The following is a 21,460-nucleotide window of genomic DNA, read 5'->3' as shown; positions in this document are numbered from 1 at the left end:
CAGTGTCGTCGTTGTTATTCCGACCGCGCCAGCAGCCGGTGCTGCTGGTGTTAATCGCGCTTATCACGCTGGCGCTGTTTGCCTTGCCGCTATTGAGCTTTGCCGCCAATCGGCTGGTCTCTGGCCAGCCGCTGACGTTATGGCAGGTGACCAACAGCATACTGCTGTTCATCCCGTTGCTGTGGCTGTGGCAGAGCTTGTGGTGGCCGCCGCGCCGCATTCACGCGATATCGGTGCTGCTGGCGGCGGAAGTGCTGCTGGCCTTACTCATCTGGCTGGCCGGACAACAGGCCACGCAACTGGCGAACAGCGGGAGCCCGCTGGCGCGCACCGCGTTTGGCAGCGGCTTGTGGTGTGCGGCGGCGCTGGCGCTGCTGCTGGCGGCGGAAGCGGTCCGGCAAATCACCCGCAGTACCCCTTGGCGCATCGTACTTAACCTGCAAATCTGGCTGCTGCCGCTGGCGCTGTTACTCAGCGGTCATCTTGATCGTCTCTCGCTTTTGAAAGAGTACGCCAACCGCACGGCGGTGTTTGATGCGGCCTTCACGCAGCATTTGTGGCTGCTGGGCGGCACGCTGCTGCCGACGATAATCATCGGATTGCCGCTCGGGCTGGCGATTGCGCGCCGTCCGCGCTGGCAGAATGCCGCATTTAGCGTGCTTAACCTGATTCAAACGGTGCCGTCGGTGGCGCTGTTCGGTTTACTGATTGCGCCGCTGGCGGGATTGGTGGCGCATTTTCCGCTGCTGGCCCGTTGGGGCATCAGCGGCATCGGTATTGCACCGGCCTTGATTGCGCTGGTGCTCTACGCGCTGCTGCCGCTGGTGCGCAGCGTGGTGGCCGGTTTGCAGCAGGTGCCGCAGGAAGTGCGTGAAACCGCGCGCGGCATGGGCATGAGCGCGTGGCAACAGTTCTGGCACGCCGAACTGCCGCTGGCGCTGCCGGTGTGGCTCTCCGGGTTGCGCGTGGTAGTGGTGCAAACCGTGGGCCTGGCGGTTGTCGCGGCGCTGATTGGGGCGGGCGGATTCGGCGCCATTGTTTTTCAGGGATTGCTGAGCAGCGCGCTGGATCTGGTGCTGCTCGGCGTGATTCCGGTGGTGGCGCTGGCGGTGATTTTTGATGCGCTGCTGCGTTTACTGTCGGCACTGCTGGAGAGACGTCATGATTGAATTTCACCAGGTGAGCAAAGTGTTCGCTGGCAAAGAGGCGATACGTAACCTGTCGCTGAAGATTGAGAAGGGCAGTTTTACCGTGCTGATTGGCACCTCCGGTTCGGGCAAATCGACCACGCTGAAGATGATCAACCGGCTGGTGGAGCACGACAGCGGCGAAATCCGTTTTGCTGGCGAAGCCATCGAAAACATGGATGCGCGCGCGTTGCGCCGCCGCATCGGTTATGCCATTCAGTCGATTGGCCTGTTTCCGCACTGGAACGTGGCGAAGAACATCGGCACCGTGCCCTCGCTGCTCGGCTGGCCGCAGGCGAAGATCACTCAACGCGTCGATGAGCTGCTGGCGCTGCTCAATCTCGACAGCCATCTGGCGACGCGCATGCCGCATCAGCTGTCGGGCGGACAGCAGCAGCGCGTCGGCGTGGCGCGTGCGCTGGCGGCCGATCCCGAGTTGCTGCTGATGGATGAACCTTTCGGCGCGCTCGATCCGGTCAACCGTCTGGCGCTGCAACACGAGATGCTGCGCATTCAGAAAATGTCCGGTCGCACCGTGGTGCTGGTGACGCACGACATCGACGAAGCGCTGACGCTGGCCGATCAGCTGGTGCTGATGGACGGCGGCGAAATCGTGCAGCAGGGCAGGCCAATCGATCTGCTGACGCAGCCGGTGAACGACTTTGCCCGCGAGTTCTTTGGTCGCAGCGAGCTCGGCGTGCGTTTGCTGGCGCTGGGACGTGCGGGCAGCGCGGCGCGACGCGGTGAATGGCTGGACGCCGAACCGATTGCCGAATCGCTGACGCTGCGTGAAGCGCTGTCGCAATTTATTGCGCGCCGCACCGATAAATTGCCGGTGATCGATCAGCAGCAACAGCCGCTGGGCGTGCTGCACTTCAGCGATCTGCTGCGCCAGCGGGAGGCGAGCTGATGCGGCTGTTACGCGATCCGCTCTACTGGCTGCTGGCGGCCTTTCTGCTGCTGCTGTGGGGCTTGCCGCACAGCGGTCCGCTGTTTGCTCACTGGTTTCCACAGCTCGAGCGTCCGCTGTATCAGCAGGAGAGTTTCTGGCGGCTGGCGCTGGCGCATCTGGCGTTGGTGGTCAGCGGCAGCCTGCTGGCGTTGCTGGTCGGCGTTGCCTGTGCGGTGTTTGCTACGCGTCACGCCGGGCGCGCCTTTCGTCCGCTGCTGGAAACCGTGGCGGCGGCCGGGCAAACCTTTCCGCCGGTTGCGGTGTTAGCGATTGCGGTGCCAGTGATGGGGTTTGGTGCCACGCCCGCGGTAATGGCGCTGTTTCTCTACGGCTTGCTACCGATTTTGCAGGGCACGCTGGCAGGTTTAGATAGCGTACCGGCCAGCAATCGTGAAATCGCGGTCGGCCTCGGCATGGGGCCGTGGCGACGCTTGTGGCAGATTGAGCTGGCGCTGGCGGCACCGGTGATCATGGCGGGCGTGCGAACCTCGGTGATGATCAACATCGGCACGGCAACTATCGCCTCCACGGTGGGCGCGGAGAGTCTGGGATCGCCGGTGATTATCGGTCTTAGCGGCTTTAACACCGCCTATGTGATTCAGGGCGCGCTGCTGGTGGCGCTGCTGGCGTTGATTTGCGATCGCCTGCTAGAGCGCGTGCAGCGCAAACTTAGTGGGTATGCACAATGAGGCTGTAGCCGACCAGCATCATGCCACCCATGCCGCCAAGCGCCATGATGGCAAACAGGGAACCGATAAGGAGTTTATTCCAGTTCATGAGGAGACCTGAGAAAAGAAATTTAGGGCGGCATGATAACGCGCACACCACGCCAGGCAAAGGCCGTGTGTGCGATTTTACTTATGCGGGATCGTGCAGGTGAATGGCAAAACCCTGCGCCTGCCAGTGTTCAAACTGCTCGACCTGACGACGCGTCGGCTTTTTGCCGGTCCAGATAAACAGGTTTTGTCCGGGGAATAACTCAGGGCGCGGCATGTCCAGAGGCTCCGCCAGCACATCCATGCGCCAGCCTTGCTGCGACAAACGCCAGGCTTCCAGCCAGATGCGGGTACGATCTTCCACCGCCCAACCCAGCATCAAGGCATCTTTACCGGCTTTTTTACGTCCACAGGCCAGACAAAACGCCACATAATCAATTAGCGCGCCATCAAGCAGACTGCACATGGTGCGCGCGGTGTTCTGATCTAAACCAAGACGCTGGCGAACCGGCACGAACACGTGATCGATTAACGCATCCACCGGATGTTCCCGGCCAATATTGGCAATTTTAACGCGCAATTTCGCCGGGCGAACGTGGCGCAGTACGCTCATCAATTCTTCCTGCAGCGCCGACCAACCGTCATCCACATTGACCGTGGCGCCTTCCAGCAACGCTTTCACTTTGCCAACAGGCACGCCGCTCTCTATCCAGCGCTTTATCTCTTCGATACGCTGAACATCTTCATCATCAAACTGCCTATGACCACCTTCGGTACGCTGGGGTTTTAACAGACCGTAACGTCGCTGCCAGGCGCGAAGCGTTACCGGGTTGATTCCACAGCGTTCGGCCACATCCCCGATACTGTATAAGGCCATAAAGTCCTCAAAAATTCTGACCTGCATAACAACACCTTAACCCCCACGACTGGGTTGTACAATGATTTTTTAATTGTACAACTTGACCGCTTTATTTATTTAAGGTCATATCTCATATGTGAGATTTATTTCCCGTATATGAGAGGTGAAGATGTCTGCTTCGGATACCGACGATCGACTGGCGGCGCGACTGGCTGAATTACGCGTACAACGCGGTTGGTCATTAGATGAATTGGCGATGGCGACCGGCATCAGTCGGGCGTCGTTGTCGCGCATTGAACGCGCCGAAACGAGCCCCACAGCCGCTTTGCTTAACCGCCTTTGCGTGGCCTACGGCTTGACCATGTCGCGCCTGCTGAGCGATGTGGAAGAGGAGGCCGCGCTGCTGCTGAAAGCGGCGCAACAGCCGGTATGGCGCGATGACGCCAGCGGCTTCCAGCGCCGCAACGTATCACCGCCCGCCAGCCACTTTAAAGCGGAAGTGGTGGAAGGTGTGCTGCGTCCTGGCGCGCGCATTGATTACGATGCGCCGCCGATTCAGGGACTGGAGCAGCACATCTGGCTGCAATCGGGCGAGCTGACCATCAGCATGGACGATCAGCACTGGACGCTGCAGGCAGGCGACTGTCTGCGCTTTCATCTCACTGGCAAATCCGCGTTTGCCGCCCATGCCGAAGGCGGCGCGCGCTACATTTTGGTGGTATGCAAACCATGATTGATATCGAACCTCTTAGCGCCACCCAGGCGCAGCCGCTGCTGGCGGCATTGTGTGATGTGCTACAGGGCTGCGTCGCCGATGGCGCCAGCGTAGGCTTTATTGATGCGGACGATCGCGCGGCCATTGAGCGCTTCTGGCAGGACAAAATTTACAGCCTGGCGAGCGGCGACAATCAGTTGCTGGTGGCGTATCAGCAGGGCGTGATTGTGGCGACGGTGATGGTGGGATTCAGCGCAATGCCGAACGGTCGCCATCGGGCGGAGATCAGTAAGCTGCTGGTGCATCCCCGCGCCAGACGTCAGGGCATCGCGCGCCGCCTGATGCAGCAGGCGGAACAGCTGGCGGCACAGCAGGGAAAAACCCTGCTGGTGCTGGACACGCGCAGCGGCGACGTGGCAACGGATCTCTATTTGTCGATGGATTGGCAGATTGCTGGTTCAATTCCGCTGTATGCCGAGTCAACCGAAGGTGTGCTGGATGCGACTACGGTGATGTATAAGGTGTTGGGGTGATTGTGATTGTGATTGTGATTGTGCTCGCTGTCCCCCTCCTCGGTCCTCCCCCATAAATGGGGGAGGAAGATGCTGCCATATGTCAGTGATGAAGCTGCATGTGGCAGCGTCTCCTTCCCCCGCTTGCGGGGGAAGGCCGGGATGGGGGACAGCGAGCACGGACCGGGGAAAGCGAGCACAAACCTGGACGGACAGCGAGCACAGACCGGGGATAGCGAGCACAATCCCAAAATGCACCAACTCAGTGCGGTCCTTCCGCCTCGCCAATCCCGAGTGCCTGCATAAACAGCCGGATAATCGGGTTTATTTTGCGGCCCTTCTTCATCATCAAACAAAACGGGTTTTCACGGCGAGTCGAATCATCACCCAACTCACACAGCTGCCCACGCGCAATAAACGCGGCGGCATAATGTTCCGGTAAATAACCAATAAAATGGCCGGTTAAAATCAGCATGGCGACAGATTCAACCTGAACCGCCTGCACGCCGCTGTCCTGTAAGGGAATGATGCGACGATCGTCGCGCGGCGTCACATATAAATGATTAATAATTTTCTGCTCACGTAATATGTCCAGCGATATATTTTTATCGCACGATCCCGAATATAAAGGATGTGACATAGAGCAATATAATTTTGAATATTCCTTATAAAGCGGGAAGTAATCAAAATCACTTTTCATTTCATAAACCGGTGCAATACCACAATGAAAACGGCCTTCACTGATGCCGCGCTCAATATCATCTAATTGCGCAGTTTGCAGTCGAATTTGTACCTTTGGCGCTTTCTGGTGCAGCTGTTGCACCGCCGCGGTGACCGGTGATTGCGGGTCGGAGATGGTGTTATCCACCACGCAAATGGCAATGTCACCCAGCAGTTCATTGCGACTGTTGTGCAGCCGCTCGCGAAACAGATTCAGCGAGACGAACAGTTCCAGCGTGGCTTGGTAGACGTTGATGCCGTACTGCGTTAACTCAAAACCTTCGCGTCCGCGGCTGCATAACGTCATGCCGAGACGAATTTCCAGATCGGAAACCTGTTTACTGATCGCCGCCAGACCAATATTCAATTCGTGGCTGGCAGCGGTTAATCCGCCCGCTTCTACCACGCATTTAAATACCCGCAGTAATTTTAAATCGATATTACTCAGTGCCAGAACCGCATTATCGCTGCGATTATTTGCATTGTTTCCGGACTGGGAAACTTTACTTTCCATTTTTGCTATTCAACTCCGGAATAATTGCGGTGAAAGTACAGTGAACCTGAAATAGGCCCTATTTACCAGTGTAGCCATAAAATAAGTTTTTATTATTTCAACTGGCTCATCCATATCTTTTTCATATCGCTGATGATTATCTGTAAGGGGAAATAGCATGTCTGATAATGCCGAACTGTTATGGGGCGCGCGTTTTAAAGCGGCACCGGCGGCGAGTTTAACCGCGCTGTCTCGTAGCCCGGATTATTACTTTGCATTGGCACCTTACGATCTGGCGGGCTGCCGGGCGCATGCCCGTGAACTGGCGCGCGGCGAGTTGCTGAGCGCCGAAGAGCTCAGCACCATGCTGGCGGCCATTGACGCGTTAGACGCCGATTATCGCGCCGGTCAGCTGCATCCGATTGCCGCCGACGAAGATGTGCACACCTTTATCGAACGCGCGCTGACCGAGCGTTTAGGTCCGCTGGGCGGCAAGCTGCGCGCCGGGCGTTCGCGTAACGATCAAACCGTTAACGACCTGCGTCTTTACCTGCGCGACAACGGTCGCAAGGTGGTGAGCGCGCTGCTGGCCTTGCAGCAGGCGCTGGTCGAGCAGGCGGCACAGCACACCGAAAGCGTCGCGCCCGGTTTCACGCATCTGCAGCAGGCGCAGCCGATTGTTTTTGGTCATCAACTGTTGGCTCACGCGCAATCCTTTGCCCGCGATATTGAACGTATGCAGGATTGGGATCGCCGCAGCGCACGCTGTCCGCTCGGTGCCGCTGCGATGGCCGGTTCCGCTATTGCGCGCCAGCCGGAGCAGGCCGCCGCCGATCTTTCCTATCTCGCGCCGTGCGAAAACTCCATTGATGCCGTTGCCAGCCGCGACTATGCCGCTGAATTCCTGTTTGTCACCAGCATGATCGGCATCAACCTGTCACGCCTGTGCGAAGAAGTGTGCATGTGGGCATCGCGCCAGTTCCGCTGGGTGGAGCTGCATGACAGCTACGCCACCGGCAGCTCCATCATGCCGCAGAAGAAAAACCCGGACATCGCCGAACTGACGCGCGGCCGCGCTGGCCGACTGGTCGGCAATCTGATGGCGCTGCTCACCACCATGAAAGCGATGCCGCTCTCCTACAACCGCGATCTCAGCGACGACAAACGCAACGTGATTGATGCGGTGGATACGCTGCTGCTGGTGCTACCGGCGATGGCAGGCATGATGGCGACGCTGAAATTCAACACCGACGTGATGCGCGAGCAGGCACCGGACGGCTTCACGCTGGCGACCGAAGTGGCCGACTGGCTGGCGATGCGCGGTGTGCCGTTCCGCGAAGCGCATGAGATCACCGGCCAGCTGGTGCAATTGTGCGAGCGCGAAAACTGCGGTCTGTCGGATCTCAGCGATGCGCAACTGCAGGCGGTGGATGTCCGCTTAACGCCGGAGGTGCGCAGTGCGCTGACGCTGGAAGCCGCGCTGGCGGCTCGTAGCGGCTACGGCGGTACCGCACCGGCACGCGTACGTGAGCAGCTGGCACGTCTGCAAACCCTGATGCAGGACCAGCAGCGCTGGACCGACGATTACGCTGGCCCACGCGCCTGAGGAGAACTTATGTCGCAATCAACGCCGATTGAGCCGGGTTTGAACAACAGCCGCGAGCAGACGCATTACGATCTCGATCGTTACCAAGTGGTGCCGCGCCGTTACTACGGCCGTATCACCGCGTCGGCGGTGATTCTGCTGCTGCTGGCGCTGCTGGTAAACGCCTTTGCGCACGGCAATATCGAATGGTCGTTTGTCGGCCAGTTCTTTACCGCCCAGGCGATTCTTAACGGCGTGGTTAACACGCTGATCATGTCGGTGCTGGCGATGGGGCTCGGCGTACTGTTTGGCGTCATCACCGCCATCATGTACATGTCGCCGAATCCGGTGCTGCACTACATCGCCGTGGGCTACGCGTGGATTTTTCGCGGCACGCCGCTGATTCTGCAGCTGCTGCTGTGGTTTAACCTCGCGCTGGTGTTTCCCACCATCAGCATTCCCGGCGTGTTCAGCGTGCAAACCGTCACCATCATGACGCCGTTCCTCGCCGCGCTGCTCGGTTTGAGCATCAATCAGGGCGCGTACACCTCGGAAGTGGTGCGCGCGGGCCTGCTGTCGGTGGATACCGGGCAATACGAAGCGGCGAAAGCCATCGGCATGCCGCGTCTGCAGGCGCTGCAGCGCATCATTCTGCCGCAGGCGATGCGCGTGATTCTGCCGCCGGTCGGCAACGAATTTATCAGCATGATCAAAACCACCAGCCTCGCCAGCATGATTCAGTACTCCGAACTGCTCTACAACACGCAAACCATCTACTTCGCCAACGCGCGCGTCATGGAACTACTGTTCGTGGCAGGCATTTGGTACCTGATTGTGGTCACGGTGTTGTCGTTTGGACAGAGCCGACTGGAACGTTATTTCTCACGCGGCCATCGTCAGCGTCAGTAATCAGGAGCCCAACATGAGAAACATCGTGCGCGCCGTTAAGGTGAACAAATATTTCGACCAGTTCCACGCCCTGAAGGATGTCAGCCTCGAAGTGAACTACGGCGAGGTGATGTGCATCCTCGGCCCATCCGGTTCCGGCAAAAGCACCTTTTTGCGCTGCATTAACCAGCTGGAAAAGGTCGATAAAGGCGGGATTTGGGTTGACAACGAGCTGGCGGGCTATCGCATCGCCGGTAACAAACTGCATGCGCTAAGCGACAAACAGATTGCGCGCCAGCGCCTGCAAACCGGCATGGTATTCCAGCGTTTTAACCTGTTCCCACACAAAACCGCGCTGGAGAACATCATCGAAGGGCCGTGTCGCGTGCTGCTGCGCCCAAGGCGCGAAGCCAGCGAAGAGGCGATGGCGCTGCTCGATCGCGTTGGTCTGGCGCACAAAGCGCACGACTATCCGCAGTCGCTCTCCGGCGGCCAGCAGCAGCGCGTGGCGATTGCTCGTGCGCTGGCGATGAAACCCAAACTGATGCTGTTTGACGAACCCACCTCGGCGCTGGATCCGGAGATGGTGGGCGAAGTGCTGGCGGTGATGCGTCAGCTGGCAAAAGAGGGCACCACCATGCTGGTGGTCACCCACGAAATGGGCTTTGCCCGTGAGGTGGCCAATCAGGTGGTGTTTATGGACGAGGGACGGATTATCGAGCAGGGCGCACCGGAAGACATTCTGCTGAACCCGCAAAATCCACGGATGAAAAACTTTATTAACGCGATTCTTCTTTAAACATTACCGGGGTGAATATGAAAAAGCTGTTATTGAGTGCCATCAGTGCCGCCGTATTGCTGCAATCCTCTGCCTGGGCAGACATCGCCGTACCCGCGGCGATCAAAGAGAAAGGGCTGACGGTAGCGATCATGCCGAACTATCCGCCAATGGATTTTAAAGATCCGGCGACCAACCAGCTGACCGGCGTGGATTACGACCTCGGCCAGGCGATTGGTGAAAAACTCGGCGTGAAGATCAACTGGCAGGAGATCGCCTTCGAACAGATGGTGAACGCGGTGGTGACCAGGCGCGTCGATCTGGTGATGTCCGGCATGACGGACACCAAAGAGCGTCAGCAGGTGGTGAACTTTATCGACTACTTCAAAACCGGCCCGCAGTTCTACACCCAATCCGCGCGCAGCGACATCAACAGCGCGATGGATCTGTGCGGTAAGAAAGTCGGTACCAGCCGTCGCACCACCTTCCCGCAGGAGATTGCCAACTGGTCAAAAGCGCACTGTGAAGCGGCCGGTAAGCCGGCGATCATTGTGGTAGGTGCTGAAGGCACCGCCGATGCGCGCACCCAGCTGCGTCAGAACCGTCTGGATGGCGTGGTGCAGGGCAGTGAAACGCTGCCGTACATCATGGATCTGGAAAAGGGCAAATATAAGGCGCTGGATAAAGCCTTCTCCTTCCAGTACACCGGCATGGCGATTGGTAAAGATGCGGGCGAGCTGACCACCGCGATTCAGGCGGCTATCGACGCGATGATTGCCGATGGCACTTACCAGAAAATCCTCGGCAAATGGGGTCTGGCAGACAACGGCGTGGCGAAGGCGACCGTCAACCAGGGCTAAGGAGCGCGCAGATGCAACAACCGGGCGCAGTGCGCTGGCCGCAGGGTAAACGCGGCTGTATGGCGCTGGCGTTTGACCTCGACGGTCCCACCGGCGATGCCATGTTGAATGGCAGCCTGTGGTCAACGCCAGAGTATTTTACCTTTGGGGCTTACGGGCCGTACCGCGCGCTCGGGCGTCTGCTTGACCTGCTGCGCGCCTTCCACCTTCCCGCCACCTTTTTTGTGCCGGCTTGGGTGGTGGAGCAGTGGCCGCAGCAGTGTCAGGCAATTATCGAACAGGGCCACGAAGTGGCCTATCACGGCTATCGCCACGAATCCTTTTGGGCGATTTCACCGGATGAACAGCGCGCAGTCATGGCGAAATCCGCTGAAGTCTTTCACCAACATCTGGGCATCACCGCCTGCGGTTTTCGTACGCCGTCGGGCGACTGGCATGCGGAAACGCCACAAATCCTGCGCGATGCGGGCGTGATCTACTCCAGCAGCATGCGCGGCGACGATCGCCCCTACAGCATTCCGGTGGCGGGCCATACGCCGCTGGTGGAGATCCCCGGTAAGTGGGAGATGGATGATTACGCCTCGCTGGCCTACACGCGCCAGCCCGACTTCCCTAAAGGTGGCGACCGCATCGCCAGCTATGCGCACACGCGTGATAACTGGCAGCGCGAGTTCGATGGCGCGATGGATGAAGGCTTGTGCCTCACCACGCTGTTTCACCCGAAAATCTCCGGCCAGCCGGGACGCTTGCTGCTGCTGGAACAGCTGTTTGCACATATGACGGCGCGCGATGACGTTTGGTTTGCGCGCTGCGACGCGGTGGCGCAGTGGTATTTGCAGGAGCAACAGCATGACTGAACCTTCACGCTGGCCGCTGGGTTTCCAGTCGGCGGCGATCCTCACCATCGATTTCAACGATATTCACGGCATTCTCACTCAGGCTCCGGCAGTAGCGGGGCGCGATAAAACGCTGTCGGTGTGGCGCTACGGCACACTGCGCGGCGTCGATCGCCTGCTGGCGCTGCTGGCAGAAAAGCAGCTCAAAGCCAGCTGGTGTATGCCCTCAATTGTCGCCGAACAGCAGCCGGAACTGGTGCAGCGCATCGTGACCGGCGGCCATGAAATCGCCTGCAGTGGCGATATCCACGAAGATTTCTCGCTGCTGACGCTGGAGCAGCAGATCGCCAGCGTGACGCGCGGCTGCGACAAACTGGCGCAGATAACCGGACGCAAAATCACGGGGTTCCGCACGCCCGCCGGGCAGTGGAAACCGGGACTGGCGCAGGCGTTGATCGCACGCGGTATTCAATGGTCCTCCAGCTGGCGCGGCGACGATTTGCCGTACTTCCATCCCGGTACGCGCCTGGTGGAATTACCGATGCACTACACGCTGGAAGATGAGCCGTACTTCGCCTTCAACCTCAGCCCGGCTATTCCGCCGGGACAATCGCGCATCGCGCCGTATGGCGAAACTCTGGCGAATATGACGCAGGATTTCCACGGCTTTCACCGCTTTGGCCTGTGCTACTTGCTGCGACTGCATCCGGAAATCATCGGCACCGCCGGACGCATTGGTTTGCTGCGGGCGCTGCTCGACATGCTGCAACAGCACAATGTGTGGATCGCCACCGCTGAGCAGGCGGCGGCACACTGGCAGACGCAGCCGGATAACGATGTCTGCCATCCGGCGGAGGTGTTTACCCGCATCACTGGAGGTGCGCATGGCGAACTCGCTTGATCAACTGGCGGCCTTTATCGCCGGGACGCGTTTTGCACAACTGCCTGAACCGCTGGTGGAGCAGGCGAAACGCCATCTGCTCGATACGCTCGGTGCTTCGCTGGCGGGCTGCGACAGCCCGATCTGGCGCGAGTGTCTGGCGCTGGTGCAGGCCGAAGGTGGACGCGAACAGGCGCAGATTTGGGGCTGCGCGCAGCAGGCCAGTCCGCGTCAGGCGGCGTGGCTGAACGGCGTGGCGGGGCACATGTATGAACTCGACGATACCGGCGGCTGCGATCACTCCGGTGCGGTGGTGATCCCGGCGCTGCTGGCGGCTTTGCCGCTGGCGACACAGCCGGTGGACGGGCAAGCGCTGCTGGTGGCGATGGTGATCGGCTATGACGTTGGCCGCCGCGTGTTAGAAGCCTGCGGCGGTTACTCGGCGCACAACGGCGCAGGCTGGCACTCTACCGCCAGCTGCGGCGTGTTTGGTGCGGCGGCGGCGGTCTGTTCGCTGCTGCAGCTGGATCGCGCGCAGTGTGCGTCTGCGCTGGGCATTGCCGCCAGCTTCAGCGGCGGTTTGTGGGGCTTTATTCACGACGGATCGCACACCAAAAAACTGCATGCCGCGCGCGCAGCAGAAGGCGGCGTGCAGGCCGCGCTGCTGGCACAACGCGGTATCAGCGGCCCTTCAGCGGTGTTTGAACCACGCTGGGGCGGCTTCCTGCAAACCTTAGCGGCGGAAACCCAGCAGCCGCAGGCCTTGACGGCCGATCTCGGCGAGGTGTGGAAACTGGCGCGCTGCTCAATCAAACCCTACGCTTCGTGCCGTGGCACCCACGCGGCGATTGATGCGCTGGGAATCCTGCTGCAACAGCATGATGTGCGGGTAGAGCAGATCGCGCGCATCGTGGTGGGCGTTAATCCGTTCCTGCTGGAGATGTGCGGCGGACGCGAGTTACACAGCCTGGCGGCGGCGCAGATGAGCCTGCCGTATGCGCTGGCGGCGCGCGCACTGTACGGCTCGGCGGAGCTGGCCAGTTATGACGACGCCAAACGCCTGCATCCCGATGTGGAAGCGTTGCTGGCACGTATTGAGCTGGTGATCGATGAGCAGCAGAGCCGCGACGACGAGCCGTGGGTGCGGCTGGAAACCGGGCAGGGCGCGCAGTGGCAGCAGCATGTGCCGGTGCCGTCAGGCGCGCCAACCAATCCGCTCACGCTGGAGGCCTTGCTGGCGAAATACCGCAGTTTGGCCGCGCGCGTATTGCCGCTGGAGCAGGTCGAACAGCTCGAGGCGGTGTGTCTGGAGCTGGATGAAGTGGCGGATGTGCGGGAAGTGGTGGGGTTGTTGGGGATTGGGTGATTTTTTCCTTTTGGTGTGTGCTCGCTGTCCCCCATCCCGGCCTTCCCCCATTAATGGGGGAAGGAGACGCTGCCACATGCAGCTTCAGAACGAATATGTGGCAGCATCTTCCTCCCCCATTTATGGGGGAGGACCGAGGAGGGGGACAGCGAGCACATTCAAACCACAGCGAGCACATTCAAACCACAGCGAGCACATCCAAACCACAGCGAGCACATTCAAACCACAGCGAGCACAAACTAAACCCTGCCTGCTAACCCCTCAATCCGCGCTATCGCTGCCAGCAAGCGCGCTTCGGTCACTGCTTCGGCCATGTTCTCCATATCCGGCGCATGCACTGATTCGCGCACAATCAGCGCCAGCTCACTCTCATCCAGCTCGGCAATCTCGCTCAGCGTCAGCGGCACGCCGCAATCGCGCGCCAGGCGCATCTCATCCAGCACTTCCTCATCGGTGCGGTTCTCCAGCGCCAGCAAACAGAGATTGCCAAAGCCGACCAGCAAGCCGTGCCCAAACTCGCGGGTTTTATCGCAGAAGGTAAAGCCTTCATAAATCGCATGCGAAGCCGCCGCGTGTGCGCCGTAGCTCATCAGCGAGGTTAATCCTGCCCAGGTGAAGATCGCATCCAGCACCTGATCGAGCGACGCGCTGCTCTCACCACGCAGCACTGCGGCATAGGCTGCTGGTCCATGTTCACCAATCACGTCATAACAGATCTGGCTGTGCGCCAGTGACGAGAGCGCATTGCCCTCGCGTGCCGGATGACGTGCGCTGACCGCGCGGAACTCGTACCACTTCGCCAGCGTATCGCCCAGCCCGGCGGCCAGCCAGCGGGCGGGCGCTTTAGCCAGCAGCTCGCTGTCAATGATCACCGCCGCCGGTGCCTGCGGCAGCGGGAAAATGTCGAAGAAATTGCCGTTATCGTCATAGCGAATACTCAGCGGCGTCACCGCGGAACAGGTGGCGGCGATGGTTGGCAGCGTGATCACCGGCACGCCAATCTGTGCGCCTACCGCTTTCACCGTATCCAGCGATTTACCGCCGCCCACGCCAATCAGCACCTCGGCGTGCAGTTCGCTGGCCATCGCCGCCAGACGATTGATCTGATTGATCGAGGTTTCGCCGCCAAACCACTCCTGCGCCAGCAGCGTGACGTTGGCCGCCAGCAGCTGCGCGCGAACCTGCGCTTCTACTGCCTGCAACGCCTGATGGCCGCCAATCAGCAGCGCACGCTGTCCCAGTCCGGCGCAGATCGCGCCTAATTGGTTGATCACGCCCGCACCGCGCAGCACGCGCGCCGGGAAAACCAGATTCTGTTGTGTCATCACTTGTTCTCTGTGTAACGGACGCCGGGCAACACGCACAGCATCTCATAAAGGATATTGGCCGCCAGCTGCGAGGTCATACCGCTGATGTCGTACGGCGGCGAGACTTCCACCAGATCGCCGCCCACCAGATTGAGTCCACGACAGCCGCGCACGATCTCCAGCCCTTGCATCGAGGTCAAACCGCCCACTTCCGGCGTGCCGGTGCCGGGTGCCCACGCGGGATCGAAACTGTCGATGTCGTAAGAGAGATACACCGGGCCGTCGCCGATACGCGCGCGCACCTCGGCCATCAGCGGCGTCATGGAGCGATACCAGCACTGTTCGGCGGGCACCAGATGGAAGCCCTGATCGACGCCCCACTGAAAATCATCGGCGGCGTAACCTTGCGCACGTTGCCCGATTTGCACCACGCGCTGGCAGTCGAGCAGGCCCTCTTCCACCGCGCGGCGGAACGTGGTGCCATGCGCGATCTTCTCGCCAAACATCTCGTCGTTGGTGTCGGTGTGGGCATCAATGTGAATCAGCCCCATCGGCCCATGCTTCTTCACCAGCGCGCGCAAAATCGGCAGCGTCAGCGTGTGATCGCCGCCCAGCGTTAACGGGATAATCGGCCAGTTATTCAGCTCGGTATAATAGTTTTCAATGATATCGACTGATTTCAGCAGGCTGTAAGTGTTGATCGGCACATCACCGAGATCGCCGACGCGCAGCGAATCAAAGGGCGCGGCGCCGGTGGCCATGTTGTAGGGTCGGATCATGACTGAATCGGCGCGGATGGCGCGTGGGCCATAGCGCGTACCGCTGCGCTGCGAGGTGCCGATATCCAGCGGAATGCCGACGAACGCCACATCCAAATCGGCTGGTGATTCAGCGGCGGGTAAACGCATCATGGTGCCGCGTCCGGCGAAACGGGGCATTTCGTTACCGCCTTGCGGCTGGGGGAAATCGGTCATCACGCACTCCTTTAGTCAGGTGAAACCCATCATTACCCAGCCCGCGCGCCGGAAAAATCCTTGACAGCCGATAATCACTTCAGAGATTACTTAACTTTAGTCAGCAATCTCTGAAGGAAAATCGGTGCAGACGCTTCCCAATCTTAAACTGCTGCAGGTGTTCGCCAGCGTGGTGGAAAATCAGGGCTATTCTCGCGCGCAGCAGGCGCTGAACATGACCACGCCGGCCATCAGCGCCTACATGAGCGAGCTCGAGAGCCAGCTCGGTTTTATCCTCTGTCAGCGCGGGCGCGGCGGCTTTACCCTGACCAGCAAAGGCGAGCAGTTTTATCGCTACTGTCAGGAGATGCTGGCGACGCTGGCGGGTTGGCAGGAGCAGGTTGAGACGCTGAAAAGCGCGCAGGGCGGCACTTTCTCGCTTGGCGTGGTGGACGCCACCGTCACCGATAGCACGCTGGATCTGCCTGCCGCTATCGCCCGCTTTAACCAGCGCTTTCCGGCGGTGTTCTTTAATCTGAGCGTGCGCGATCCCAATGAGTTGCAGCAGCAGTTGCTGGAGGATCGGCTCGATTTGGCGATTGGGCACTTTCCGCTGCGCGCCAGCAATCTGGTGACCATTCCGCTTTACGAAGAACAGCATTGGCTCTATTGCAGCCCGCAACATCCGCTCGCTGAGGGCCATCCGGATGTGCGCACCGTGCAGCAAACCGGCATGGTGACGCGGCGTTACTGGAATCAGCAGGAGCTGAACAAGCGCGGCTTCCGCCAGAGCAACGCTTCAGTGGAGAGCATCGAAGCGCAGCTGACGCTGATTCTCTCTGGCCGCTTCATTGGCTATTTGCCCGAACACTACGCGCGCAGCGGGGAACTGCAGGGCACGTTGCGTCGCCTGCTGCCGCACCATTTCCACTTCCGCGCGCCTTTCTCTTTTGCGTTCCGCCGTGGGCGCGCGCGTGAAACCTTAATCCGCGCGATGCGTGAAATTCTGAATCCAGCGCGAAAAAATAGCAGCGAAAGCTGACGCTGCGCCAATACTGTGTAAAAATACAGGCCAATTCAGCAAACAGTAACGAAAATGGCCCTGACAGCAGCGATAAAAAGCCAGATTGCGCAATGGTATAAGGCGCTGCAGCAGCAGGTTCCTGACTTTATCCCGCGCGCGCCGCAGCGCCAGATGATTGCCGAAGTGGCGAAAAGTCTGGCCGGTGACGAAGGTCGTCATCTGGCGATTGAAGCGCCCACCGGCGTCGGCAAAACCCTTTCTTATTTGATTCCCGGCATTGCGGTGAGCCGCGCCGAGGAGAAGCGGCTGGTGATCAGCACCGCCAACGTGGCGTTGCAGGACCAGATCTTCAGCAAGGATCTGCCGCTGCTGAAGAAAATCATCCCCGATCTCACTTTTACTGCCGCCTTTGGCCGTGGACGCTATGTTTGTCCGCGCAACCTTGCGGCGCTGGCGGCGACCGAAGATCAGCAGGGCGATTTGCTGCTCTATCTGGATGAAGAGGCGGTCACCGGCTCGAAAGAGGAGCAGAAATTCTGCGCCAAGCTAGAGAAGCAGCTCAGTAGCTACCGCTGGGATGGCTTGCGCGATCACACCGATGTCAACATCGAGGACAGCTTGTGGCAACGCCTCTCCACCGACAAAGCCAACTGCCTCGGGCATCACTGTCGCTGGTATCGCGAATGCCCGTTCTTTGTCGCGCGTCGCGAAATTGAGCAGGCGGATGTGGTGGTCGCCAACCATGCGTTGGTGATGGCGGCGATGGAGAATGAATCGGTGCTGCCACCGGCGAAAAACCTGATGCTGGTGCTGGACGAAGGCCATCATCTGCCGGAAGTGGCGCGCGATGCGCTGGAGATGAGCGCGGAGATCACGCCCGGCTGGAGCAGTTTGCAGCTCGATCTGTTTGTGCGGCTGGTGGAAACCATCATGGCGCAGTTCCGCCCAAAATCGCCGCCGCCGCTCTCCAATCCGGAGCGCCTGAAAGGTCACTGCGATGAAATGCGCGAGCTGCTGCAGATCCTGTGCGATGCGCTCAATCCGCTGCTGCCGGGCCATAATCAGCCGGGCGAGTTCCGCTTTGTACTGGGTGAATTGCCGGAAGAGCTGCTGAGCCTGTGCGCGCGGCTGTTCAAGCTGAGTGACGCGCTGCGCGGCTTAAGCGAAGGCCTGCTCAACGAGTTGGGCGAGCAAACCGGGAAAGCCGATATCATGCGGCTGCATAAAGCTATCATTCAGCTCAATCGCCACTTCGGCTGGTTCGAGTCGATCAGCAAACTGTGGCGGCTGGCGGCGATGGAGAAAGCTTCCAATGCGCCGGTGTCGAAGTGGATTACGCGTGAGATCCGAGAAGGCCAGGCGCATCTGCTGTTCCACTGCGCGGGCATTCGCGTGAGCGATCAGCTGGAAAAAATCCTGTGGCGCAAAATCCCGCATGTGGTGGTGACGTCAGCCACGTTGCGCTCGCTCAACAGCTTCAACCGTTTGCAGGAAATGTCCGGCCTGAGTGAGAAAGCCGGCGACCGCTTTGTGGCACTGGATTCACCGTTTAACCATATCGACCAGGGCAAGCTGGTGATTCCGCAGATGCAGTTTGAGCCGCAGATGGCGCAGGAAGCGGAGCACATTGCAGAGATGGCGCGCTTTTTCCGCCAGCAGATCGCCGAAGAGAAGCACAAAGGGGTGCTGGTGCTGTTCGCCAGCGGCCGCGCGATGCAGCAGTTTGTCGCACATATTCCTGATCTGCGCCTGTCGATGCTGGTGCAGGGCGATCAGCCGCGTTCGCGCCTGGTGGCGCTGCATCGTGAACGCGTCGAAGCCGGTAAAATCAGTATTCTGGTCGGGCTGCAATCGTTCGCCGAAGGGTTGGATTTGAAAGGCGATCTGCTGTCGCAGGTGCATATCCATAAAATCGCTTTTCCACCGGTAGACAGTCCGGTAATTTTGACCGAGGGCGAATGGCTGAAGAGCCTGAAACGCTATCCGTTCGAAGTGCAGAGCTTGCCGAGCGCCTCCTTTACCTTGATTCAGCAGGTAGGACGTTTGATTCGCAGCCACAGCTGCTTTGGCGAAATCGTGATTTACGATCGCCGCCTGCTCAACAAAGCCTATGGCAGCCGACTGCTGGCCGCGCTACCGGTGTTCCCGATTGAGCAACCGCCGATGCCGGAAGCCAGCAGTGACAAGACGAAAAAACGTCGCAGTAAGAAAATCTAACGATCAATTTTGGCAGCCGCACGGCGGCGCGCCCTGGAAGCGGGAATGCCTGATGGAACTGAATAAAATTATTAAAGAGATTGGGCGCGGTAAAAATCACGCGCGCGATATCGATTTCGCCACCGCGCAGGCGCTCTACAGCGCGATGCTGGCCGGTGACGTGCCGGAGCTGGAGCTGGGTGGCGTGCTGATTGCGCTGCGCATCAAGGGCGAAGGCGAAGAGGAGATGCGCGGTTTTTATCACGCGATGCAGCAGCAGATGATGCAGTTGCAGGCACCCGCTCATCGTCCCATGCCGATTGTCATTCCCAGCTACAACGGCGCGCGTCGTCAGGGCAATCTGACGCCGCTGCTGGCGCTGCTGCTGGTGAAGCTGGGCTTCCCGGTGCTGCTGCACGGCGTCAGTGACGATCCCACGCGCATCACCACCGAAGCCGTGCTGGCGGCGCTGGACATCGCGCCTGTCACCTCCGCCGCACAGGCGCAGGCGAAGCTGGATAACGGCGAACTGGCGTTTATCACCATCGACCATCTGTGTGCGCCAATGGCGCAGCAGCTGTCGCTGCGCTGGCGCATGGGCGTGCGTAACAGCGCACATACGCTGGCGAAACTGGCGACGCCGTTTGCCGAACGTGCTGCGCTGCGCCTGGCCAGCGTCTCGCATCCGGAATATGTGCCGCGCGTGGGGAAATTCTTCCAGGATATCGATGCACCGGCGATTCTGCTCAACGGGACCGAAGGCGAGGTGTATGCCAATCCGCAGCGCTGCCCGGCGATTAACTACATTCATGGCGCGGGTGCAGAAGCGGAAGTGTGGGTTGAGCGCCAGCCGGAAGTCAGTGTGGAACTGCCGGAAAGCAAAAGCGCACAGGACACCGCCGCGTGGATCAATCAGGTATTAGCCGGGGAACGCGCGGTGCCGCAGGCGCTGCGTTTGCAGCTGGCGTGTTGTTTGATGGCGACCGGTGAATCGGCTAGCCTGGCGGATGCAGAAGTGAAGTTACAGTTGGCGGGGATGTGAAGAGTAAAGCCTTTGAATTAAGCGCCTCATTTACAGCGCACACAAGCTGTAGCGGCGCGATTAATCGCGCTGTTCAATGGCGGCAATGTCGCCATCCCGCTATTGCGTAATAAATTGCGCCGCGACGGCACGAGCAAGCATCCGCCATTCCTGGCGACCGCCCTCACGCTTTCGCCAGCACGCGCTCTACCAACTGCTGCCAGAAGGTAATACCAATCGGCAGCAGCTCATCATTAAAATCGTAATTGGCGTTATGCAGCGGTGCGGATGGCGTCGCGCCATCGGCACCCAGCCAGAAATAGGCGCCGGGGCAGGCTTGCAGCATGCAGGCAAAATCTTCCGAAGCCATTGAAGGGTTCACCTGCCAGTGAACCTGCGCCTCGCCAAGCACCTCAACCGCCACCGCACGCACCTGTTCGGCTTGATCTGCATGGTTGGCGGTGACCGGATAACCGGGATACCAGTGAATCTCCCCGCTGACGCCAAACGGGCGCGGCAACGTCGTGACAAAATCCTCAATCAGACCGCGCACGCGATTACGCACGTCGGTCTGCAAACATCGCACCGTGCCGCGCAACACAATCTGCTCAGGAATGACGTTAATCGCTTCGCCGCCGTGAATCTGCGTCACGCTCACCACCGCCGAAGCCAGTGGCGACAGACGACGCGACGGAATGGTTTGCAGCGCCAGAATCAGCTCGGCGGCGACCACCATGGGATCGGCCCCGCTTTCCGGCATCGCCGCATGGCAGCTTTTACCGTGCAGCGTAATTTCGAACGAGTCGAGTGACGCCATCATCGCATCCGGATTCACCGCCAGCGTGCCCACCGGCATGCCCGGCCAGTTGTGCATGGCGTAAACCGCATCCATCGGGAAGCGCTGGAACAGGCCTTCTTCCACCATCTTGCGCGCGCCACCGAGATTCTCTTCGGCGGGCTGGAAGATGAAATGAATAGTACCGCTGAAGTTGCGCGTAACCGCCAACTGACAAGCCGCCGCCAGCAGAATCGAAGTGTGACCATCGTGACCGCAGGCATGCATAACGCCGGCTGTTTGCGACTTCCACTGCGGCGCGCCTTTTTCGGTGATCGGCAGCGCATCCATATCGGCGCGCAGACCAATAACCGGTCCGGGACCGTTCTCTAAGGTGCCGATTACGCCGGTGCCCGCTAAGCCACGAAACACCTGTAATCCGGCCTCAGTGAGGACCTGTGCGACGAGCTCGCTGGTCTGCTGCTCCTGGTAACCCAGCTCAGGATGTTGGTGTAACTGACGACGCCAGTTGAGGGCATTTTCCAGCAGTGCAGCAGGCAGGCTCATAAGGTAAGACTCTCCATTAGCAGCGTGAGCTGCAAAATAATGTATTTACTGTAGTGGCAAGCGCATGGCGGCGTCTATCGCGGAACGGAATAATTTGGCTATAGGGTATAGCGGAATGGAATATAGAGAATGGGCTGGTAAGCGCCTTCTCCCGCTTGCGGAAGAAGGCTGGGATCAGGGGAATGCTGCACGATGTTGAAAGGTGCGCGCTATCCCTCACCCTAACCCTCTCCCGCAGGCGGGAGAGGGGACTGATTGGAGAACGCTAAT

The 21,460-nt window shown here is 59.7% G+C and carries 21 protein-coding genes; 15 read left to right on the top strand and 6 right to left on the bottom strand.

The window, feature by feature from the left end; genetic code table 11:
- The first annotated feature begins 2 nt into the window (after positions 1-2).
- Genes MWH02_RS05135 through MWH02_RS05125 form a run of 3 tightly spaced genes read left to right on the top strand, consistent with a single transcriptional unit; the run spans position 3 to position 2,828 of the window.
- Positions 3-1,169, top strand: a complete 1,167-nt coding sequence (locus tag MWH02_RS05135; RefSeq protein ID WP_271460016.1) for an ABC transporter permease — start codon at positions 3-5, stop codon at positions 1,167-1,169.
- Entirely contained in the window at positions 1,162-2,097 is a 936-nt protein-coding gene (locus MWH02_RS05130; RefSeq protein ID WP_217547183.1) for an ABC transporter ATP-binding protein, read from the top strand. Before MWH02_RS05135 ends, MWH02_RS05130 begins: the two co-directional genes overlap by 8 nt.
- Complete coding sequence (locus tag MWH02_RS05125) at positions 2,097-2,828, top strand: ABC transporter permease (protein WP_110865787.1); 732 nt, start codon at positions 2,097-2,099, stop codon at positions 2,826-2,828. Before MWH02_RS05130 ends, MWH02_RS05125 begins: the two co-directional genes overlap by 1 nt.
- Here MWH02_RS05125 and MWH02_RS23135 read toward each other — a convergent pair.
- The gene (locus tag MWH02_RS23135) at positions 2,809-2,916 is read right to left on the bottom strand and encodes a YohO family small membrane protein (RefSeq protein WP_494338314.1); all 108 of its coding nucleotides are present in this window, start codon (positions 2,914-2,916) and stop codon (positions 2,809-2,811) included. The genes MWH02_RS05125 and MWH02_RS23135 overlap by 20 nt on opposite strands.
- Positions 2,917-2,997: 81 nt before the next feature.
- Positions 2,998-3,732, bottom strand: a complete 735-nt coding sequence (locus tag MWH02_RS05120; RefSeq protein WP_101763312.1) for a MerR family transcriptional regulator — start codon at positions 3,730-3,732, stop codon at positions 2,998-3,000.
- A gap of 151 nt (positions 3,733-3,883) precedes the next feature.
- On the opposite strand from MWH02_RS05120, the gene MWH02_RS05115 reads away from it, so the two are divergent.
- Positions 3,884-4,447 (top strand): helix-turn-helix domain-containing protein, encoded by a 564-nt coding sequence (locus tag MWH02_RS05115; protein WP_271460015.1) that lies wholly within the window; start codon positions 3,884-3,886, stop codon positions 4,445-4,447.
- On the top strand, positions 4,444-4,962 hold the full coding sequence (locus MWH02_RS05110) for a GNAT family N-acetyltransferase (RefSeq protein WP_192236583.1): 519 nt from the start codon (positions 4,444-4,446) through the stop codon (positions 4,960-4,962). Before MWH02_RS05115 ends, MWH02_RS05110 begins: the two co-directional genes overlap by 4 nt.
- 241 nt (positions 4,963-5,203) lie before the next feature.
- Here the strand turns inward: MWH02_RS05110 and MWH02_RS05105 are convergent, their stop codons facing one another.
- The gene (locus MWH02_RS05105) at positions 5,204-6,175 is read right to left on the bottom strand and encodes a LysR family transcriptional regulator (RefSeq protein ID WP_192236582.1); all 972 of its coding nucleotides are present in this window, start codon (positions 6,173-6,175) and stop codon (positions 5,204-5,206) included.
- A gap of 157 nt (positions 6,176-6,332) precedes the next feature.
- Between MWH02_RS05105 and argH the strand changes: the two genes are divergently transcribed.
- Genes argH through MWH02_RS05070 form a run of 7 tightly spaced genes read left to right on the top strand, consistent with a single transcriptional unit; the run spans position 6,333 to position 13,347 of the window.
- Entirely contained in the window at positions 6,333-7,760 is a 1,428-nt protein-coding gene (gene argH, locus MWH02_RS05100; protein ID WP_101763142.1) for an argininosuccinate lyase, read from the top strand.
- Between the two features lie 9 nt (positions 7,761-7,769).
- Entirely contained in the window at positions 7,770-8,648 is an 879-nt protein-coding gene (locus MWH02_RS05095) for an amino acid ABC transporter permease (RefSeq protein WP_101763141.1), read from the top strand.
- Positions 8,649-8,661: 13 nt separating this feature from the next.
- Positions 8,662-9,426: an amino acid ABC transporter ATP-binding protein gene (locus MWH02_RS05090; RefSeq protein WP_008102604.1), complete on the top strand. Its 765-nt coding sequence runs from the start codon at positions 8,662-8,664 to the stop codon at positions 9,424-9,426.
- Positions 9,427-9,443: 17 nt separating this feature from the next.
- On the top strand, positions 9,444-10,265 hold the full coding sequence (locus MWH02_RS05085) for an ABC transporter substrate-binding protein (RefSeq protein ID WP_110865791.1): 822 nt from the start codon (positions 9,444-9,446) through the stop codon (positions 10,263-10,265).
- Positions 10,266-10,276: 11 nt separating this feature from the next.
- On the top strand, positions 10,277-11,122 hold the full coding sequence (locus tag MWH02_RS05080) for a polysaccharide deacetylase family protein (RefSeq protein ID WP_101763139.1): 846 nt from the start codon (positions 10,277-10,279) through the stop codon (positions 11,120-11,122).
- Positions 11,115-12,002, top strand: coding sequence for a polysaccharide deacetylase family protein (locus MWH02_RS05075; protein WP_271460014.1), 888 nt, complete (start codon positions 11,115-11,117; stop codon positions 12,000-12,002). The genes MWH02_RS05080 and MWH02_RS05075 overlap by 8 nt, the downstream gene beginning before the upstream one ends.
- The gene (locus tag MWH02_RS05070) at positions 11,986-13,347 is read left to right on the top strand and encodes an MmgE/PrpD family protein (protein ID WP_271460013.1); all 1,362 of its coding nucleotides are present in this window, start codon (positions 11,986-11,988) and stop codon (positions 13,345-13,347) included. Before MWH02_RS05075 ends, MWH02_RS05070 begins: the two co-directional genes overlap by 17 nt.
- 239 nt (positions 13,348-13,586) lie before the next feature.
- Here MWH02_RS05070 and MWH02_RS05065 read toward each other — a convergent pair whose 3' ends face one another.
- Together MWH02_RS05065 and speB are read right to left on the bottom strand one after the other, a co-directional pair.
- Positions 13,587-14,672 (bottom strand): iron-containing alcohol dehydrogenase family protein, encoded by a 1,086-nt coding sequence (locus MWH02_RS05065; RefSeq protein ID WP_271460012.1) that lies wholly within the window; start codon positions 14,670-14,672, stop codon positions 13,587-13,589.
- Entirely contained in the window at positions 14,672-15,628 is a 957-nt protein-coding gene (gene speB, locus MWH02_RS05060) for an agmatinase (protein WP_304623308.1), read from the bottom strand. The genes MWH02_RS05065 and speB overlap by 1 nt, the downstream gene beginning before the upstream one ends.
- Positions 15,629-15,752: 124 nt before the next feature.
- On the opposite strand from speB, the gene MWH02_RS05055 reads away from it, so the two are divergent.
- Genes MWH02_RS05055 through ybiB form a run of 3 tightly spaced genes read left to right on the top strand, consistent with a single transcriptional unit; the run spans position 15,753 to position 19,869 of the window.
- Positions 15,753-16,649 carry a LysR family transcriptional regulator gene (locus MWH02_RS05055; protein ID WP_192236574.1) on the top strand — a complete coding sequence of 299 codons (897 nt, stop codon included), beginning with the start codon at positions 15,753-15,755 and terminating at the stop codon, positions 16,647-16,649.
- Positions 16,650-16,703: 54 nt separating this feature from the next.
- Positions 16,704-18,848: an ATP-dependent DNA helicase DinG gene (gene dinG, locus MWH02_RS05050; RefSeq protein ID WP_271460010.1), complete on the top strand. Its 2,145-nt coding sequence runs from the start codon at positions 16,704-16,706 to the stop codon at positions 18,846-18,848.
- Between the two features lie 52 nt (positions 18,849-18,900).
- Positions 18,901-19,869, top strand: coding sequence for a DNA-binding protein YbiB (ybiB, locus tag MWH02_RS05045; protein WP_271460009.1), 969 nt, complete (start codon positions 18,901-18,903; stop codon positions 19,867-19,869).
- 163 nt (positions 19,870-20,032) lie between these two features.
- On the opposite strand, the gene MWH02_RS05040 is transcribed toward ybiB, so the two are convergent.
- Positions 20,033-21,190 (bottom strand): M20 aminoacylase family protein, encoded by a 1,158-nt coding sequence (locus tag MWH02_RS05040; RefSeq protein WP_271460008.1) that lies wholly within the window; start codon positions 21,188-21,190, stop codon positions 20,033-20,035.
- Between the last annotated feature and the right edge of the window lie 270 nt (positions 21,191-21,460).

Origin of the sequence: Pantoea leporis (assembly GCF_028048155.1) — a bacterium.
In the GTDB taxonomy this organism is placed as follows: Bacteria; Pseudomonadota; Gammaproteobacteria; order Enterobacterales; family Enterobacteriaceae; genus Pantoea; species Pantoea leporis.
The sequence above is the reverse complement of the archived record's forward strand: the minus strand, read 5'-3'. Positions and strand labels throughout refer to the sequence as shown.